This is a genomic window from Cellulomonas sp. P4_D11, assembly GCF_056401915.1.
Map to the genome: position 1 here is coordinate 186,990 of NZ_JBFUIK010000001.1, position 17,519 is coordinate 204,508.

Sequence of the window (17,519 nt, forward strand, 5' to 3'; positions counted from 1 at the left end):
GCGTGCGCCTGTGCCAGTCTGGCGCCATGGCGAACGTGAGCGGTGGGCCGACGACGGCGACCGGCGGAGCAGCCGGCACGACGGTCCTGGTGGTGGAGGACGAACCGGCGATCGCGCAGGCGATCGTGCACCGGCTCTCGGCCGAGGGCTGGACGGTCGAGGCGGCGGCCGACGGGTTGGCCGGGGTCAGCGCGGCGTCCCGGCTGCGGCCCGACGTGGTCGTCCTCGACGTGATGCTGCCCGGGATCGACGGGCTCGAGGTCTGCCGGCGGATCCAGGCCGAGCGGCCGGTCCCGGTGCTCATGCTCACGGCGCGCGACGACGAGACCGACATGCTCATCGGCCTCGGTGTGGGCGCCGACGACTACATGACGAAGCCGTTCTCGATGCGCGAGCTCGTCGCGCGCACGAAGGCGCTGCTGCGCCGGACCGAGCGGGCGACGCGCGCCGCCGAGATGGCCGCCGCCGAGCAGCCCGACCCGCCGCTCGTGCTGGGCGACGTGACGGTCGACCGCGCGCAGCGACGCGTGCTGCGGGGCGACGCCGAGGTGCACCTGACCCCCACGGAGTTCGACCTGCTTCTCGCCCTCGCCGCCACCCCGCGCACCGTGCTCACCCGCGAGCGCCTCCTCGCCGAGGTGTGGGACTGGGTCGACGCCAGCGGTACGCGCACGGTCGACAGCCACATCAAGGCGCTGCGCCGCAAGCTGGGTCCCGACCTCATCCGCACCGTGCACGGCGTCGGCTACGCGTTCGAGCCGAGCGACGGCGCCGGCGACGGGACGAGCGTTCCCGAGGGCGCGTGAACGCACCCCGGCACGTCCGCGGCGAGTTCGCACGCTCGCGGATCCCCGACGTCCGGCCGCTGGACCGCTTCCGCTCGATCAAGATCAAGCTCGGCGTCCTGGTGGCCGCGACGGTCACCGCCGCGTCCTTCATCACGTGGCTGGGGCTCTACAACCACCTCGGCCCCACGCGCACGCTGCCGATCGCCATCCTCGGGTCGCTCATCGTCACCCAGCTGCTGGCGCGCGGCATGACGTCACCGCTGCGCGAGATGACCTACGCGGCCCGGCGCATGGCGGGCGGCGACTACAGCCGGCGGGTCCGCGCGACGAGCCTCGACGAGGTGGGCCAGCTGGCGGACGCGTTCAACACCATGGCCGACGACCTCGAGCAGGCCGACACGTTCCGGCGCGAGCTCGTCGCCAACGTCTCGCACGAGCTGCGCACGCCCGTGACGGCTCTGCAGGCGCAGCTGGAGAACATCGTCGACGGCGTCACGGAGGCGGACCCGGCGACGATGCAGGCCGCGCTCGCGCAGACCGAGCGGCTGGGCCGGCTGGTCACCTACCTGCTGGACCTGTCCCGGCTGGAGGCGGGTGACGTCCCGCTGCAGATCGCCGACGTGCGGCTCCAGGACTTCCTGGAGGAGGCGGCGGACGGCGCGATGCTCGTCGGCTCCACCAAGCATCTCCGGTTCCCCGTGGTGGTCGACCCGCCGGACCTCACGGTCCCCGCCGACCCGGACCGGCTCCACCAGGTGGTGGCCAACCTCGTGCACAACGCCGTCCGGCACTCCCCCGACGACGACGAGGTCCGCCTCGAGGCGTCGCGCGTGGGGTCGGAGGTGCGGATCGACGTGGTCGACCACGGCCCCGGCATCGCGCGCGACGACCGCGCGCACGTGTTCGAGCGGTTCGTCCGCGGCAACACCCCTGCCCTCACCGGTCAGGTCTCGACCGGCGGCACCGGGCTCGGGCTGGCGATCGTGCGGTGGGCCGTCGAGCTGCACGGCGGACGCATCGAGGTGGCGGACACCGAGGTCGGCTGCACGATGCGCGTGACGCTCCCGGCGGCGGCCGCGCGTCCCGCCTGAGCCACTTGTTCTACTGCGGCTAGAACACTACCGTCGAGCGCATGACGACCGACGGCACGATCCTCGTCGACCACCTCTCCAAGTCGTTCGGCTCCGTGCGCGCGGTGGACGACCTGTCGTTCCAGGTCGCCCCGGGCCGCGTGACGGGGTTCCTCGGTCCCAACGGCGCGGGCAAGACGACGACCCTGCGCATGCTGCTCGGCCTGGTCCGCCCGACGTCCGGCGCCGCGACCATCGGCGGCCGCTCCTACGGGCAGATCCGGCAGCCGCTGCGCACGGTCGGCGCCGCGCTCGAGGCCGCGAGCTTCCACCCGGGCCGCACCGCGCTCGACCACCTGCGCCTCTACGCCCCGCAGGCCGGCGTCCCCGACGCGCGCGCCGGCCAGGTGCTCGAGCTCGTCGGCCTCTCCGCGGCGGCCGACCGACGGGTCGGCGGCTTCTCGCTCGGCATGCGGCAGCGGCTCGCGCTGGCCACCACCCTGCTGGGCGACCCGCGCGTCCTCCTGCTCGACGAGCCCGCCAACGGCCTCGACCCCGAGGGCATCCGCTGGCTGCGCGGCTTCCTGCGCGCGCTGGCCGCCGAGGGGCGCACCGTCCTGGTGTCCAGCCACGTGCTGTCCGAGGTCGAGCAGACCGTCGACGACGTCGTCATCATCGCCCGGGGCCGGCTGGCCCACGCGTCCTCGCTCGCGGACCTCGCCGCCATGGCCCGGACCCGCGTCCGCGTGGTGTCCCCCGACGCGGTCGCGCTCGCCGCGCTCGTGGAGCGGTCGGGCTGGGCCCGGTCCGCGCCGACCGACCCCCGCGTAGCCGACCTGCTCGACGTCGACGCGGCCACCGTCGGCGCCGCCGCCTTCGCGGCTGGGCTCGAGCTGCACGAGCTGGCCGGTCAGGACCCGGGCCTCGAGGGCCTCTTCCTCCAGCTGGTCGGGGCCGCCGAGACGGTGGCGTCCTGATGCGCGCGGCACTCGTCACCGAGTACCGCAAGCTCGTCACCACCCGCCTGTGGTGGATCCTGCTGCTCGCGATGGTCGTCTACATGGCCTTCCTGTCCGCCGTGCTCGGCTGGGGCATCTCCCAGGCCGGCGGCCTGTCGGGCACGACGAGCGACACGGCCGGCTCGGTCGACACCGCGCCCGACGCCGTGGTGCGGGCCGTCTACACGATCGCCGTGACGTTCGGGTACGTGTTCCCGCTGATCGTCGGCGCGCTGGCCGTCGCCGCGGAGTTCCGGCACCAGACGATCACGCCGACCCTGCTGGCCGAGCCTCGGCGCACCGTGCTCGTGTCCGCGAAGGTCGTCGCGGCCGCCGTCCTCGGTCTGGTCTACGGCGTCGTGGGCACGCTCGCGGCCGTCGGCGCCGGGGCGGTCGTGCTCACGGCGCTGGGCAAGCCGACGTTCCTCGACTCGGCGGCGACGTGGCGCACGATCGCACTCTCCGCCCTGGCGCTCGCCCTGTGGGCCGTGGTGGGCGTCGGGCTGGGCACCGTGCTCACCAACCAGGTGGCGGTCATCGTCGTCGTCCTCGCGTTCACGCAGTTCGTGGAGCCGGTCCTGCGGTTCGTCCTCGGTCTGACCAGCTGGGGCGCGGGCGTCGCGGCCTACCTGCCCGGCGCCGCCGGGGAGGCGGTCTCCGGCGGCAGCTTCTACTCCGAGTCCGGCGTCGGCACGCTGCTCCCGTGGTGGCAGGGCGCGCTCGTCCTGCTCGCGTACGGCATCGGGCTGGCCGCGATCGGGCGTCTGACGACCTTCCGGCGGGACATCACCTGACCGCGTGCAGGGCCGCTGCACGGGTGTGCAGAAGCATGACCTGCTAGGGGTCCCGACAACCCCACCTTGAGGCGCGCGGAACGGGCACGTTGCCCCCCGTTGACCCGGGTGTGGCGACGAGGTGAAGACGCCTGCGGATCCGTCCCAGGGAGGGCTCCTGGGGCGGGTCGGATGGCCCGGAGGCCGTAGTGTTGTCATCAACAGAAGTAGCAGTCGGACTAGCGCAGACGCGGTCACGAACCGCAGCGGAAGTGGGCGATCCCAGCGTGACCCAGAAGGCGGATCCTGACTCGACGCGTGCCGTTTTCGGCGCCAACGAGTGGCTCGTGGACGAGCTGTACGAGCAGTACCTCCAGGACAAGAACGCGGTCGACCCCGCGTGGTGGGACTTCTTCGAGGGCTACAAGCCCGACGAGGCGTCGACCAACGGCTCGACCCCGACGACGAGGCCGGCGACGAGGCCGGCCCCCGCGTCGACCAACGGCACCCCGGCGACGAAGCCGACGCCGGTCGTCGCGCCCCCGGTGGCCGCCGCTCCTCCTGCCCCTCCCGCGGCCCCGGCCGCGCTCCCCAAGGTGCAGGCCGCGCCGTTCGTCGAGCCGCCCGCCGTGACGTCGCCCATCGCGACCGCGCAGCCCGCGACCGCGCCCTACGCCCAGGTCGCGCAGCGCGCCTCGCAGGCGGACGACGACGAGGCCGCCGACGACATCCAGAAGCTGCGCGGCCCCGCGGCGCGCGTGGTGACCAACATGGAGGCCTCGCTCGAGGTCCCGACGGCCACCTCGGTGCGCGCCATCCCGGCCAAGCTGATGGTCGACAACCGCATCGTCATCAACAACCACCTCGCCCGTGGTCGCGGCGGCAAGATCTCGTTCACGCACCTGATCGGCTTCGCGCTGGTCGAGGCGCTGGCGGAGATGCCGGCGATGAACACGTCGTACACGGTGGCCGACGACAAGCCGAGCGTGCTGACCCCCGCGCACGTCAACGTCGGCATCGCGATCGACCTGGCCAAGCCGGACGGGACGCGCCAGCTGCTCGTGCCGTCGATCAAGAAGTCCGACACGCTCGACTTCGCGGGGTTCTGGAACGCCTACGAGGACGTCGTCCGCCGCGCGCGTGGCAACAAGCTCACCGTCGACGACTTCGCGGGCACGACCATCTCGCTGACCAACCCGGGCACCATCGGCACGGTCCACTCGGTGCCCCGCCTGATGCAGGGCCAGGGCACGATCATCGGCGTCGGCGCCATGGACTACCCGGCCGAGTTCGCGGGTACCTCCGAGGAGGCGCTCAACAAGATGGGCGTGTCCAAGGTGCTCACGCTCACCTCGACCTACGACCACCGGATCATCCAGGGCGCGCAGTCGGGCGACTTCCTGCGGATCATCGGCCGCAAGCTGCTGGGCGAGGACGGGTTCTACGACCGCGTGTTCGCGTCGCTGCGCGTGCCGTACGAGCCGGTCCGCTGGGTGCGCGAGTCCAACGACCCCGACGCCGAGGCCATCAAGCCGGCCCGCATCGCCGAGCTCATCCACTCCTACCGGTCGCGCGGCCACCTCATGGCCGACACGGACCCGCTGGCCTACCGCCAGCGCAAGCACCCGGACCTGGACGTGCAGACGCACGGCCTGACCCTCTGGGACCTCGACCGCACGTTCCCGACCGGCGGCTTCGGCGGCAAGCCACGCGCCAAGCTGCGCGAGGTGCTGGGCCTGCTGCGCGACTCGTACTGCCGGACGGTCGGCAGCGAGTACATGCACCTGCAGGACCCGCGGCAGCGCCGCTGGCTGCAGGAGCGCCTCGAGTCTGGCTACGCGAAGACGCCGCGCGAGGACCAGCTGCGGATCCTGCGCCGCCTCAACGCGGCGGAGGCCTTCGAGACCTTCCTGCAGACCAAGTACGTCGGCCAGAAGCGCTTCTCGCTCGAGGGCGGCGAGTCCGTCATCGCGCTGCTCGACGCCATCCTGTCCAAGGCCGCGAACAACGGTCTCGACGAGGTCGGCATCGGCATGGCGCACCGTGGTCGCCTGAACATCCTGGCCAACATCGCCGGCAAGTCCTACGGGCAGATCTTCCGCGAGTTCGAGGGCAACCAGGACCCCAAGTCGGTTCAGGGCTCGGGCGACGTGAAGTACCACCTGGGCACCGAGGGCACGTTCACCGCCGAGTCGGGCGAGACCACCGCCGTGTACCTGGCGGCCAACCCGTCGCACCTCGAGGCCGTGGACCCCGTGCTCGAGGGCATCGTCCGCGCCAAGCAGGACCGGATCGACCTGGGCGGCGACGGCTTCTCCGTCCTGCCGATCCTCATCCACGGCGACGCGGCCTTCGCGGGTCAGGGCGTCGTGTTCGAGACGCTCAACCTCGCGCAGCTGCGCGGGTACCGCACCGGCGGAACCATCCACGTGATCATCAACAACCAGGTCGGCTTCACCACCGGCCCCTCGTCGTCGCGCTCGTCGCAGTACGCGACGGACGTGGCCAAGGGCCTGCAGGTGCCGATCTTCCACGTCAACGGGGACGATCCCGAGGCGTGCGTGCGGGTGGCCGAGCTGGCGTTCGAGTACCGCGAGCAGTTCGACCGCGACGTCATCATCGACATGGTCTGCTACCGCCGCCGCGGTCACAACGAGGGCGACGACCCCTCGATGACGCAGCCGCTGATGTACAACCTCATCGAGGCCAAGCGCTCGGTCCGCAAGCTCTACACCGAGACGCTGGTGGCGCGAGGCGACCTCACGATCGCCGACGCCGAGCAGGCGCTGCAGGACTACCAGTCGCAGCTCGAGCGCGTGTTCGCCGAGACCCGGGAGGACGGCTACGCGCCGACTCCCCCCGAGGCGGAGGCCGTCAAGGGCCTGGAGCGCCCCGAGTCGCAGCTCGAGGACGCGGGCGTCATGGTCGGGTGGAAGACGGCCGTCGACGCCGGCACGCTCGAGCGCATCGGCCGCGCGCACGTGCGCCCGCCGGAGGGCTTCACCGTGCACCCGAAGCTGGCGCAGCTGCTGGCCAAGCGCGAGGCGATGACCCGCGAGGGCGGCATCGACTGGGGCTACGGCGAGCTGCTCGCGTTCGGCTCGCTGCTGGTCGAGGGCACCCCCGTCCGGCTGGCCGGGCAGGACTCGCGCCGCGGCACCTTCGTGCAGCGCCACGCGGTCATGCACGACCGTGAGACCGGTGCCGAGTGGACTCCGCTGCTGTACCTCTCGGCGGACCAGGCGAAGTTCTGGGTCTACGACTCGTCGCTCTCGGAGTACGCGGCGCTCGGGTTCGAGTACGGCTACTCGGTCGAGCGCCCGGACGCCCTGGTGCTCTGGGAGGCGCAGTTCGGCGACTTCGTCAACGGCGCGCAGACGATCATCGACGAGTTCATCTCGTCGGCCGAGCAGAAGTGGGCCCAGCGCTCGTCGGTCGTCCTCCTCCTGCCGCACGGGTACGAGGGCCAGGGGCCCGACCACTCGTCGGCCCGCATCGAGCGGTTCCTGCAGCTCGCGGCCGAGGACAACATGACGATCGCGCAGCCGTCGACCCCCGCGTCGCACTTCCACCTGCTGCGCCGCCAGGCCTACGCCCGCCCGCGCCGCCCGCTGGTGGTGTTCACGCCGAAGTCGATGCTGCGCCTCAAGGCCGCGTCGTCCGACGTGGAGGAGTTCACCTCGGGCACGTTCCGTCCGGTGATCGGCGACGACCTCGCCGCCGCCAAGGCCGGGCAGGTCACCCGCGTGCTGCTCTGCTCGGGCAAGGTCTACTGGGACCTGCTCGCGCACCGCGTCAAGACGGGCGACGAGCAGACGGCCATCGTCCGGATCGAGCAGCTCTACCCGCTCGACGCCGACGCCGCGCGGGCGGCGCTCGCGCCGTTCGACGGGGCCGAGCTGGTGTGGGTGCAGGACGAGCCGCGCAACCAAGGGCCCTGGACGTTCCTGTCCATGCACCTGCCGCAGCTGCTCGGCCGCACGCTCCGCGTGGTGTCGCGCAAGGAGTCGGCGTCGCCGGCTGCCGGGTCCGCGAAGAAGCACCAGGCGCAGCAGGCGTCCCTCGTCGAGACCGCCTTCCAGCGCTGACGCAGACCGCGACGAGGGCCGCACCCCTGGGGGTGCGGCCCTCGTGCCGTCTGGCGACGAGCCCGGGCGGGTGGCTGCTCAGCCGACCGTGACGGCCACGGGCGCGAACGTTCGCCGGTACTGCTGCGGGCTGGTGCCCAGCGTGCGCGCGAAGTGGTGCCGCAGGACCGCGGCCGTGCCGAACCCGCAGAGCCGCGCGATCTCCTCGATGCTCGCGTCCGACCGTTCGAGCATCTCCTGCGCGCGGACCACGCGCTGGCGGGTGATCCAGGCGGCCGGCGTCGTCCCCGTCTCGGCGCGGAACCGGCGGGCGAACGTGCGCTCGGACACGAAGGCGCGGGCCGCGAGGTCCGGCACGCTCATCTCCTCCTCGAGGTTCTCCACCATCCACGCGAGCAGCGGCGCCAGGGTGTCGGCGTCGCACGGCAGCGGGGTGTCGACGTACTGCGCCTGGCCGCCGTCGCGGTGGGGCGGGACGACCATGCGGCGGGCGACGGCCGACGCGGCGGCCGCCCCGAGCTCGCGGCGCACCAGGTGCAGGCAGGCGTCGATGCCGGCGGCGGTCCCGGCGCTCGTGATGACGCGGTCGTCCTCGACGTAGAGGACGGCGGGGTTGATGCGGGCGTCGGGGAACTGCCGGGCCATCGCGGCGGTGTGCATCCAGTGCGTGGTGCACTCCCGTCCGTCGAGCAGCCCGGCCTGCCCGAGGGCGAACGAGCCGCTGCAGATGCTGAGCACCCACGCGCCCCGGGCGTGCGCGTCCCGCAGCGCGTCGAGCACGACCTCCGGCACGTCGTCGGTGTCGCCGTACGCCGGCACGATGACCAGGTCGACGTCCCGGGTGGCCTCCAGGCCGTGCTCGACGACGATCGAGTAGCCCGCCCCCTTCGTCGGCACCACGCCGGGCTCGATGCCGCAGAGCGTGAAGTCGAACGACGGGCCGCCGGTGTCCCGGCGGTCGATGCCGAAGACCTCGCACGCGACCCCCAGCTCGAAGGGCGCGACGTTCGGCAGGGCGATGGCGGCGACGGAACGGAGCATGCGGCCAGCATCGACAAAGCCTGGCGGAATGTCAACGGTAGACGTCAGTTCTGCCACTCGTGGCGCGTTGTCCACGGGCGCAGACTTTCTGCCATGACCACCTTCTGGATCGTCCTCGCACTCGCCGTCGCGGCCTGGCTGGTCGCCCGTCTGGTCGTCACGCTGCGTCGCGACGGCCTCGGCAGCGCTACGCCGCCCGCGTCCCACTCCGACTGGTCCGACGCCTCGTCCGACCTGCCGAGCCACCCGTTCCGCACCGCGAGCTGACCCGGCCCGCTGCCGTCCGGCCGCCGGTCGCCGGCCGCGAACCGCGACCACCCCGACCGCACCAGCCCTGCGATCGGCGCACGCCTGGGTGCAGGATCGGTGCCCACCTGGACCACACGTCCTGCACCCATCGCAGCACCCACCGCGAGGCGGGTACGTGCCCGATCGGGGGTGAGCCTTGCGACTGGCCCGGCGATGAACCGGCCCTCGCCACCGAGCCCTGAGAGACTGTGCCGACGACGGCCGACGGCCGTCGACGCAGGGTCCGACGGCGAAGGGTGAGGCACGTGGGTGAGCTGCCGCTGAGGCTGGCGGTGGTCGGCGACGAGCTCGTGGCCGGCGCGGGTGACCCCAAGGGTCTGGGCTGGGTGGGGCGCGTGACGGCACGGACACCGACGCCGGAGCCGCTGACCGTCATGACGCTCGCGGTGCCGGGCGAGACCAGCACGGCGCTGGGTGCCCGGTGGGACGAGGAGGTCACGCGCCGCTGGTCCCCGGAGGCCGACAACCGCCTCGTGGTCGCGCTGGGCCGGGCCGACGCCGCCGCCGGGCTCTCGCTCGCGCGCAGCCGGCTCAACCTGGCGAACATCCTCGACGTCGCCGAGCAGCGCAAGATCCCCGCGTTCGTCGTCGGCCCCCCGCCCGGCGGCACCGCCGACGCGGACAAGCTGGCCGACCTGTCAGCCGCGTACGCGGATGTGGCGACCCGGCGCCGCGTGCCGTTCGTCGACACCTACACGCCCCTGGCCGCCCACGACCAGTGGCTGGGCGACCTCGCCGCCGGGGACGGGATCCTGCCAGGGCAGGCCGGGTACGGCCTGATGGCCTGGCTGGTGCTGCACACGGGCTGGCACGCCTGGCTCGGGCTGCCCGACGACGCCTGACAGCCACCGGATCCACAGGGTCATCGCAACGTCCCCCGCACGGCCGTCAGCGCCGAGTCCAGCACGGTCCGCAGGGTGTCGAGCGTGAGCTGCTCGACGGTGCCGCGCGCGTCGGCCTTGCGCAGCTCGGTGCGGACCTCGTCGCGGAACCGCTGGATGATCGCCTCGGCGTCCATCACGCGCACGTGCGACGTGACCCGCGGGTCGTCGGACACGCCCGGCATGTGCGGCACGGCCGCGGCGCGAGCCTGCTGGGCGGCCGCGGCCAGGTCGGCGCGCAGGCCCCGCATCGAGCCCCGGACGTCGTCGCGCACCTGCGCCGCTCGCTCGCGGACCGACTCGGCGATGCCCTCCTCGAGGTTCGCCAGGTCGCCCCGACGCGCCTCGAGCTCGGCGTAGCCGGCCTCGGTGAGCGCGTAGGTGCTCTTGCGCTCCTCGTCGACCCGCATGACCAGGCCTTCCTCCTCGAGGCGGGCGAGGCGCGGGTACACGGTCCCCGGGCTCGGGCGGTAGGTACCGCCGAAGCGGTCGGACAGCGCGGTGATCAGCTCGTAGCCGTGCTTCGGGCCGCTCTCGAGCAGCGAGAGCAGGTACAGGCGCAGCTGACCGTGCGCGAAGACGGGCGCCATCATCACGCGGCTCCCGTCCCCGCGCCGCGCAGCACGGTGAGGTGCCCCGACACGGTGTTCGCCTGGACGAAGCACGCGCCGTCGCCGGTGCGCAGGTCGACCTTGCGGTGCCCCGGCGAGGATCCCTTGTACTCCTCGCCGTCGACGACCAGGCGCCCGGAGACCGACTGGCCCTTGACCTGCACGCCCTTGCCGGCGGGCAGGCGCACGGTCACGTCGCCCGAGACGGTGGTCGCCGTCACGCTCGAGGTCCCGGAGGTCACGTCGAGCGTCAGGGAGCCCGAGACCGAGTTGGCCTGCACCAGGCTCAGCTCACCGGAGGCGGCCAGCTCGCCCGAGACCGAGTTCAGCTGGAGGTCGCCGCGGTGGTCGCGCACGACGATCTCGCCCGAGACGGTCTTGGCCCCGAGGCGGCCGCGCGTGCCGTCCGTGATCAGCGTGCCCGAGACCGTGGACACCGAGGCGTCCTCCTCGATCCCGGCCAGCAGCCCGTCGGCCGTCACGGTGCCCACCTTGGCGTGGACGTCACGCGGTACCGCGATGTGCACGTCGGCACGGTCCTTGCCGCGGAAGTTGCGGAACTTCTCGAGGAAGCCGTCCCAGCCGCCCAGCGTGAACTGGTAGCCCACCCGGAGCTCGCCGTCGGACAGGCTGACCTCCAGCGGCCGACCGTCGACGTCGTGGACCTCGAGGCGGGCGCCCGGTCCGTCGTGCGCGACGACGTCGACCCGGCCCGCCACGAGCTGGACGCGCAGGCTGGTGATCTTCTCGATCTCGATGATCTGGGGGCCGGCGACGACCCAGGACTCGCTTGCCATGGTGCTCTCCATTCGCGATATATCTCGTTCCGTAGACACGTTATATCGCGTTGCTCGGACAAGCAAGCCCAACGCGTCATATCGCGTATGAAGCTTCTCGCGCGCAAGCGAAGAGCCCGTGACCACACGGGTCACGGGCTCTTCACCTGGAGGGTCTCAGGACACCAGGCCGGCCTGCCGCAGCTCGACCGTGAGGTCGTGCGGGCTGGTCGAGGCGGACAGCGCCTCGTCGTAGGTGATGATGTCGTCGCGGACCAGCTGGAAGAGGTGCTGGTCGAACGTCTGCATCTTGTAGAAGTCGCCCTCCTTGATCAGGTCGATCAGGGGCGGGGCGTCCTCGGGGTCGAGGATCGCGTCGCGCGTACGTCCGGTGTTGACCATGACCTCGATGGCCGGGCGACGCCCGGTGCCGTTGGCCAGGCGCACGAGCCGCTGCGAGACGATGCCGCGCAGGGCCTGGGCCAGCGCGATGCGGACCTGCTTCTGCTCGTGCGGCGGGAAGAAGTCGATGATGCGGTTGATGGTCTCGGCCGCGTCGATGGTGTGCAGCGTGGACAGGACGAGGTGGCCGGTCTCGGCCGCGGACAGCGCCGCGCGGACCGTCTCGACGTCACGCATCTCGCCGACGAGGATCACGTCCGGGTCCTGGCGCATGGCGGCACGGAGGGCGACCGTGAAGTCGGCGGTGTCCTGGCGCACCTCGCGCTGCGACACGATCGACTTCTTGTCCTGGTGCAGGATCTCGATCGGGTCCTCGATCGTGACGATGTTGACCTCGCGCAGCGTGTTGATCAGGTCGACCATCGACGCGAGCGTCGTCGTCTTGCCGGACCCGGTCGGGCCGGTCACCAGCACGAGACCGCGAGGCTCCAGGGCCAGCTCGCCCACGACCTCCGGCAGCGCCAGCTCGGCCAGCGCCTGCGCGCCGACGGCGACGCGGCGGAAGACCATGCCGTACGTGCCGCGCGCCTGGTAGGCGTTGACGCGGAACCGGCCCACGCCCGACACGGAGTAGGCGAAGTCCGCCTCGTGGTGCTCGCGGAAGGTGTCGACGAGGTCGTCGGGCAGGACCTCCTCGAGCATCCGCTCGGTGTCCGCCGGCTTGAGATCGGGCACCTGCAGCTTGCGCAGCCGGCCGTCGACGCGGACGCGCGGCGCGGAACCGACCTTGCAGTGCAGGTCGGAGCCGCCCGTGGACGCGAGGGCGTGCAGGAACGGGATCACGGACTGTGTCGGCTGGCTCACCCCGTAGTCATCGGACGGACTGCCCTGTGACTTGAGCATCCGCGAGATGTGGGACCATGGGACGAGTCCGGCGCGCAGCACGGGCGCCGACCCCCGTACGTCGACGAAGGAAGATCCCATGAGCAAGCGAGGCCGCAAGCGCCGTTCCCGCAAGGGCAGCGCCGCGAACCACGGCAACCGTCCCAACGCCTGAGCGTTCGAGACAGGTAGTCAGAAGGCCCGGAGCAGCAGCTGCTGCACCGGGCCTTCCGTCATGTCCAGGTCGCTCAGTCGAGCGTCACGCGCATCACCGTGAGCTGCTCGTGGATGCGGATGCGCAGGCTGTCGGGCGCCGCCTCCTGGCAGCCGCGCTTGACCAGCGTCTTCACGACGACGTCGACGTCGTACTCCTCGAGGCACCCCTGGCACTCGGCCAGGTGTGCCCGGACCGTCTCGGCGTCGGGCGCCCCGAGCTCGGCGTCCAGGTACTCCCAGAGCCGGTCCAGCGCGTCGGCGCAGTTGTTGCCGCACGTGCCCGCGGACAGTGTCGTCGGCAACGCTGCCTCGTCCTGCCACTCGCTCATCGTTCGCCCTCCGGTGCGGTCGGGGCCACCGCGACCAGACCACGCCCCCGCGCGTAGTCCGACAGCATCTCGCGCAGCTGCGCGCGCCCGCGGTGCAACCGGGACATCACCGTCCCGATCGGCGTCCCCATGATCTCGGCGATCTCCTTGTACGCGAAGCCCTCGACGTCGGCGAGGTACACCGCGATCCGGAACTCCTCCGGGAGGCGCTGGAGCGCGTCCTTGATGTCGGAGTCCGGGAGGTGGTCGAGCGCCTCGGCCTCGGCGGACCGCAGGCCTCTCGACGTGTGCGACTCGGCGCGGGCCAGCTGCCAGTCCTCGATCTCCTCGGAGCGGGACTGCTGGGGCTCGCGCTGCTTCTTGCGGTACGAGTTGATGTACGTGTTGGTGAGGATGCGGTACAGCCACGCCTTGAGGTTGGTGCCCGGGCGGTACTGGTGGAAGGCGGCGAACGCCTTGGCGAACGTCTCCTGGACCAGGTCCTCGGCGTCGGCCGGGTTGCGCGTCATCCGCAGGGCAGCGCCGTACAGCTGGTCCAGGTAGACCAGCGCCTCGGCCTCGAACCGCTCGGTGCGTGCCGCGTCGTCCTCGGACTCGGGCGCGCGGTTGGTGTCCTCGCTCATCGCGGTCGAGCCTAGCCCCGCGGACTGAGAGCCACCGACCGGGGTGGGCGACGACACATTCACCCGGGCGCCCTGCATCCGCACGGTGCGCTGGGTCGGAATGGTGTCTACGGGGACACCGATCGCCCAACCGGTCGTGGTCGACGTCGTGGGTCGCGTCTCGGTGGCGCAGCTCATGGTGGGCACAACGGCACCGGGGCGCGACCCATTCCCGCCCGTGCCAACGCGCAGGCGGCGCACTAGGTTGGCGGCATGACCAGCACCGCCGACGAGTCCACGATCCTGCGCCTGCTGCGCGAGCAGATCGGCCACGAGTTCGACGCCCACCAGCAGTACGTCGCGATCGCCGTGTGGTTCGACGGGCAGGACCTCCCGCAGCTGGCGCGGCACTACTACCGGCAGGCGATCGAGGAGCGGAACCACGCCCTGATGATCGTGCAGTACCTGCTGGACCGGGACCTCGCGGTCGAGATCCCTGCCGGCAGCCCCGTGCGCAACGACTTCACGCAGGTCACCGACCCCATCGGCCTCGCCCTGAAGCAGGAGAAGCAGGTCACGTCGCAGATCGAGGCGATCTTCGCGGCGGCGCGGGCCGAGGGTGACGCGCTGGGCGAGCAGTTCCTGCTCTGGTTCCTCAAGGAGCAGGTGGAGGAGGTCGCGTCGGCGACCACCCTGCTCACGGTCGCCACGCGTGCCGGCGACAACCTGTTCGACCTCGAGAACTACGTCGCCCGCGAGCAGATCGGTGACGGTGGCGAGTCCACCGACGCGCCGTCCGCCGCCGGCGGCGCCCTGTAGGAGGAGCTGCCGTGCTGCTGCGTCGTCTCGCGCGTCCCCTGTTCGCCTCGTGGTTCGTCACCGAGGGGCTGGACGTCGTCCGCCATCCCGCCGCCCACACCGCCGACGCCCGCGGGGCGCTGACCACGCTGCGCTCCCGGCTGCCGGAGAACGTCCGTCAGGGGCCGGCGGGCGAAGCGCTCGGCTACGAGGTCAGCGACCGCCAGCTGACCACGATCGTGCAGGTGCACGGCTTCGCGCTCGCCGGGGCGGGCGTGCTGCTCGCCGTCGGCAAGGCGCCGCGCACCGCGGCCCTCGCGCTCGCCGCCCTGACGGCTCCGCTGATCCTGCTGAACCTGCCCCTCAAGCGCGTCAAGGGCGAGGACCCCGCCGTGCGCAAGGCCCGGCGCGACCGGTTCGTGCGGGCGCTCGCGTTCACGGGCGGCGCGCTCATCGCGGGCGTCGACCTCGAGGGCAAGCCCGGGATCGGCTGGCGCGTGCAGAAGGCCCGCGCCGAGCACGCCGCTGCCAAGTCGTCGGACTGAGACGCCGACCGTCCCCGTCGGCACCCCCACTAACCTGGGTGCCATGGAGCTCTGGACCGCGCCGCTCGCCGACGGCCCCCTGGACGCGCTCGTGGACGTCCCGGGCTCGAAGTCGCTGACCAACCGGTACCTGGTCCTCGCCGCTCTGGCCGACGCCCCCGGGCGGCTGCGCGGCGCGCTCCGGTCGCGCGACACGCGGCTCATGGCCGCGGCGCTGACCAGCCTCGGCGCGCGGCTCGAGGAGGACGGCAGCGACTGGGTGGTCACGCCCGGGCCGGTGCGGGGCTCGACGACCATCCACTGCGGGCTCGCCGGGACCGTCATGCGGTTCCTGCCGGCCGTCGCCGCGCTCGCCGACGGACCCGTCCGGTTCGAGGGCGACGAGTCCGCGCTCGCACGCCCCATGGGCCCGGTCCTCACCGCCCTGCGCACCCTGGGGGTGCGGATCGAGGAGCACGGCGAGCCCGGCCACCTCCCGTTCACGGTGCACGGCCGCGGGTCGCTCGTCGGCGGCCAGGTCGACGTCGACGCCTCCGCGTCCAGCCAGTTCGTCTCCGGCCTCCTGCTCGCCGCCGCGAGGTTCGAGCGCGGGCTGACGCTGCGGCACACCGGGCGGACGCTGCCGAGCCTGCCCCACATCGAGATGACGGTCGCGGTGCTGCGCGAGGCAGGCGTCGAGATCGACGACTCCCGCCCCGCGATCTGGCAGGTGGCCCCCGGCCCCATCGCCGGCCGCGACGTCCGCGTCGAGCCGGACCTGTCGAACGCGGCGCCGTTCCTGTGCGCGGCGCTCGTCGCCGGCGGCACGGTCCGCGTGCCCGGCTGGCCGACCGCCACGACCCAGCCCGGCGGCCTGCTGCCCGGCATCCTCGAGCGCATGGGCGCCACGACCCGGCTGGACGGCGACGTGCTGAGCGTGACCGGGACGGGGACCGTCCGCGGCGTCGACCTGGACCTGCACGCGGCGGGCGAGATCGCGCCGACGATCGCGGGGCTGGCCGCGCTCGCCGACTCCCCCACGCGGCTGCGCGGCATCGCCCACCTGCGCGGGCACGAGACCGACCGGCTCGCGGCGCTGGCCGCGGAGATCACGCGGCTGGGCGGGCAGGCGGAGCAGACGTCCGACGGGCTGGTCATCACACCGCGCCCACTGACCGGCGGAACCTGGCGCACGTACGAGGACCACCGGATGGCCACGGCGGGCGCGCTGGTCGGCCTGCGGGTGCCCGGCGTCGAGGTCGAGGACGTCGCCACCACCGCGAAGACGCTGCCGGACTTCGTCGGCCTCTGGGGCGGCATGCTCGCCGGGACGGCCGTGCTCGCCTGATGGGGAACCGGCGCTACGACGAGCGCGACGTCCGCATCCGCCCCGGTCGCGGCTCGCGTCCGCGGACCAAGCAGCGCCCTGAGCACGCCGACGCCGAGGTGGCCCTGGTGACCGCGGTCGACCGCGGCCGCTACGCGATCCTGGTCGACCCGGACGGGCCCGACGAACGCGTCGCGATCGCGATGAAGGCGCGCGAGCTGGGCCGCGACCGCGTGGTGCCGGGCGACCGGGTGGACATCGTCGGCGACACGTCCGGCGACGAGGGGTCGCTGTCCCGGATCGTGCGGATCGGCGAGCGCCGGACCGTCCTGCGCCGCACGGCCGACGACACCGACCCGATCGAGCGGATCATCGTCGCCAACGCCGACCAGCTGGTCATCGTCACCGCGCTGGCCGACCCCGAGCCGCGCACTCGCATGATCGACCGCTGCGTCGCCGCCGCCTACGACGCCCGCATGGACGCCCTGCTCGCGCTCACCAAGGCGGACCTGGCGGACCCCGCGGAGCTGGTCGGCATGTACGCCCCGATCGGCGTGGAGGTCGTGGTCACCAGCGCGGAGAAGTCGACGGGCGGCCGGATCATCCACGGGCTCGACGACGTCCGCGCCGCGCTCGAGGGCAAGACGTCGGTGCTGGTCGGGCACTCGGGCGTCGGCAAGTCGACACTGGTGAACGCGCTGGTGCCGGGGACGTACCGCGCGGTGGGCGTCGTCAACGACGTCACGGGCCGGGGGCGGCACACGTCGAGCTCGGCCGTCGCGCTGCGCGTGCCGGGGACGAGCAGGCCCACGTGGGTCATCGACACCCCGGGTGTGCGGTCGTTCGGGCTCGCGCATGTCGACCCGCAGCACCTGCTGGGCGCGTTCGCCGACCTCGCGGCGGTCGCCGAGGAGTGCCCGCGCGGCTGCACGCACACCGACGACGCCCCGGACTGCGCGCTCGACGACTGGGTGGCCGCGTCCCCCGACGACGCCACTCGCGAGGCCCGCTCGGCGCGCGTCGAGTCGTTCCGGCGGCTCCTGGCAAGCCGGCTCGGCACGGGCGAACCGGACAGCCGGGAGCCCGCACGTCCCTGACGTGCGG

Annotated in this window: 18 protein-coding genes; 12 read left to right on the top strand and 6 right to left on the bottom strand. The window is 72.7% G+C overall.

Annotation, left to right across the window (positions count from 1 at the left end):
• Positions 1–26: 26 nt before the first annotated feature.
• The 5 genes from AC1DT4_RS00840 to AC1DT4_RS00860 all read left to right on the top strand — a co-directional run bounded on the left by AC1DT4_RS00840 (position 27) and on the right by AC1DT4_RS00860 (position 7,717).
• On the top strand, positions 27–806 hold the full coding sequence (locus AC1DT4_RS00840; RefSeq protein ID WP_477087864.1) for a response regulator transcription factor: 780 nt from the start codon (positions 27–29) through the stop codon (positions 804–806).
• Positions 803–1,879, top strand: a complete 1,077-nt coding sequence (locus AC1DT4_RS00845) for a sensor histidine kinase (RefSeq protein WP_477087865.1) — start codon at positions 803–805, stop codon at positions 1,877–1,879. The genes AC1DT4_RS00840 and AC1DT4_RS00845 overlap by 4 nt, the downstream gene beginning before the upstream one ends.
• A gap of 41 nt (positions 1,880–1,920) precedes the next feature.
• Positions 1,921–2,835 carry an ABC transporter ATP-binding protein gene (locus AC1DT4_RS00850; protein ID WP_477087866.1) on the top strand — a complete coding sequence of 305 codons (915 nt, stop codon included), beginning with the start codon at positions 1,921–1,923 and terminating at the stop codon, positions 2,833–2,835.
• Positions 2,835–3,650 carry an ABC transporter permease gene (locus tag AC1DT4_RS00855; RefSeq protein WP_477087867.1) on the top strand — a complete coding sequence of 272 codons (816 nt, stop codon included), beginning with the start codon at positions 2,835–2,837 and terminating at the stop codon, positions 3,648–3,650. The genes AC1DT4_RS00850 and AC1DT4_RS00855 overlap by 1 nt, the downstream gene beginning before the upstream one ends.
• Before the next feature lie 266 nt (positions 3,651–3,916).
• Positions 3,917–7,717 carry a multifunctional oxoglutarate decarboxylase/oxoglutarate dehydrogenase thiamine pyrophosphate-binding subunit/dihydrolipoyllysine-residue succinyltransferase subunit gene (locus tag AC1DT4_RS00860; RefSeq protein ID WP_477087868.1) on the top strand — a complete coding sequence of 1,267 codons (3,801 nt, stop codon included), beginning with the start codon at positions 3,917–3,919 and terminating at the stop codon, positions 7,715–7,717.
• Positions 7,718–7,795: 78 nt separating this feature from the next.
• On the opposite strand, the gene AC1DT4_RS00865 is transcribed toward AC1DT4_RS00860, so the two are convergent.
• On the bottom strand, positions 7,796–8,758 hold the full coding sequence (locus AC1DT4_RS00865) for a GlxA family transcriptional regulator (RefSeq protein ID WP_477087869.1): 963 nt from the start codon (positions 8,756–8,758) through the stop codon (positions 7,796–7,798).
• Between the two features lie 93 nt (positions 8,759–8,851).
• Here AC1DT4_RS00865 and AC1DT4_RS00870 point away from each other — a divergent pair, with 93 nt between their 5' ends.
• Positions 8,852–9,025: a hypothetical protein gene (locus tag AC1DT4_RS00870; protein ID WP_477087870.1), complete on the top strand. Its 174-nt coding sequence runs from the start codon at positions 8,852–8,854 to the stop codon at positions 9,023–9,025.
• A 287-nt stretch (positions 9,026–9,312) separates the two neighbouring features.
• Positions 9,313–9,909, top strand: a complete 597-nt coding sequence (locus tag AC1DT4_RS00875) for a GDSL-type esterase/lipase family protein (RefSeq protein WP_477087871.1) — start codon at positions 9,313–9,315, stop codon at positions 9,907–9,909.
• 20 nt (positions 9,910–9,929) lie between these two features.
• On the opposite strand, the gene AC1DT4_RS00880 is transcribed toward AC1DT4_RS00875, so the two are convergent.
• The 3 genes from AC1DT4_RS00880 to AC1DT4_RS00890 form a co-directional block, all read right to left on the bottom strand.
• Positions 9,930–10,541 (bottom strand): PadR family transcriptional regulator, encoded by a 612-nt coding sequence (locus AC1DT4_RS00880; RefSeq protein ID WP_477087872.1) that lies wholly within the window; start codon positions 10,539–10,541, stop codon positions 9,930–9,932.
• Complete coding sequence (locus tag AC1DT4_RS00885) at positions 10,541–11,356, bottom strand: DUF4097 family beta strand repeat-containing protein (protein ID WP_477087873.1); 816 nt, start codon at positions 11,354–11,356, stop codon at positions 10,541–10,543. The genes AC1DT4_RS00880 and AC1DT4_RS00885 overlap by 1 nt, the downstream gene beginning before the upstream one ends.
• 156 nt (positions 11,357–11,512) lie before the next feature.
• On the bottom strand, positions 11,513–12,601 hold the full coding sequence (locus AC1DT4_RS00890) for a type IV pilus twitching motility protein PilT (RefSeq protein ID WP_477087874.1): 1,089 nt from the start codon (positions 12,599–12,601) through the stop codon (positions 11,513–11,515).
• Positions 12,602–12,719: 118 nt separating this feature from the next.
• On the opposite strand from AC1DT4_RS00890, the gene AC1DT4_RS00895 reads away from it, so the two are divergent.
• Entirely contained in the window at positions 12,720–12,794 is a 75-nt protein-coding gene (locus AC1DT4_RS00895) for a 50S ribosomal protein bL37 (protein ID WP_155859599.1), read from the top strand.
• Between the two features lie 73 nt (positions 12,795–12,867).
• Here the strand turns inward: AC1DT4_RS00895 and rsrA are convergent, their stop codons facing one another.
• Positions 12,868–13,164 carry a mycothiol system anti-sigma-R factor gene (gene rsrA / locus AC1DT4_RS00900; protein ID WP_477087875.1) on the bottom strand — a complete coding sequence of 99 codons (297 nt, stop codon included), beginning with the start codon at positions 13,162–13,164 and terminating at the stop codon, positions 12,868–12,870.
• Positions 13,161–13,865, bottom strand: coding sequence for a sigma-70 family RNA polymerase sigma factor (locus AC1DT4_RS00905; protein ID WP_477087990.1), 705 nt, complete (start codon positions 13,863–13,865; stop codon positions 13,161–13,163). Before AC1DT4_RS00905 ends, rsrA begins: the two co-directional genes overlap by 4 nt.
• A gap of 174 nt (positions 13,866–14,039) precedes the next feature.
• Between AC1DT4_RS00905 and AC1DT4_RS00910 the strand changes: the two genes are divergently transcribed.
• The 4 genes from AC1DT4_RS00910 to rsgA are packed head-to-tail and all read left to right on the top strand — an operon-like array spanning position 14,040 to position 17,512.
• Positions 14,040–14,585 (top strand): ferritin, encoded by a 546-nt coding sequence (locus tag AC1DT4_RS00910; RefSeq protein ID WP_477087876.1) that lies wholly within the window; start codon positions 14,040–14,042, stop codon positions 14,583–14,585.
• A gap of 11 nt (positions 14,586–14,596) precedes the next feature.
• Complete coding sequence (locus AC1DT4_RS00915; protein ID WP_477087877.1) at positions 14,597–15,109, top strand: DoxX family protein; 513 nt, start codon at positions 14,597–14,599, stop codon at positions 15,107–15,109.
• A gap of 43 nt (positions 15,110–15,152) precedes the next feature.
• Positions 15,153–16,436, top strand: coding sequence for a 3-phosphoshikimate 1-carboxyvinyltransferase (gene aroA, locus AC1DT4_RS00920; protein ID WP_477087878.1), 1,284 nt, complete (start codon positions 15,153–15,155; stop codon positions 16,434–16,436).
• Positions 16,436–17,512: a ribosome small subunit-dependent GTPase A gene (rsgA, locus tag AC1DT4_RS00925; protein WP_477087879.1), complete on the top strand. Its 1,077-nt coding sequence runs from the start codon at positions 16,436–16,438 to the stop codon at positions 17,510–17,512. Before aroA ends, rsgA begins: the two co-directional genes overlap by 1 nt.
• Positions 17,513–17,519 lie beyond the last annotated feature (7 nt).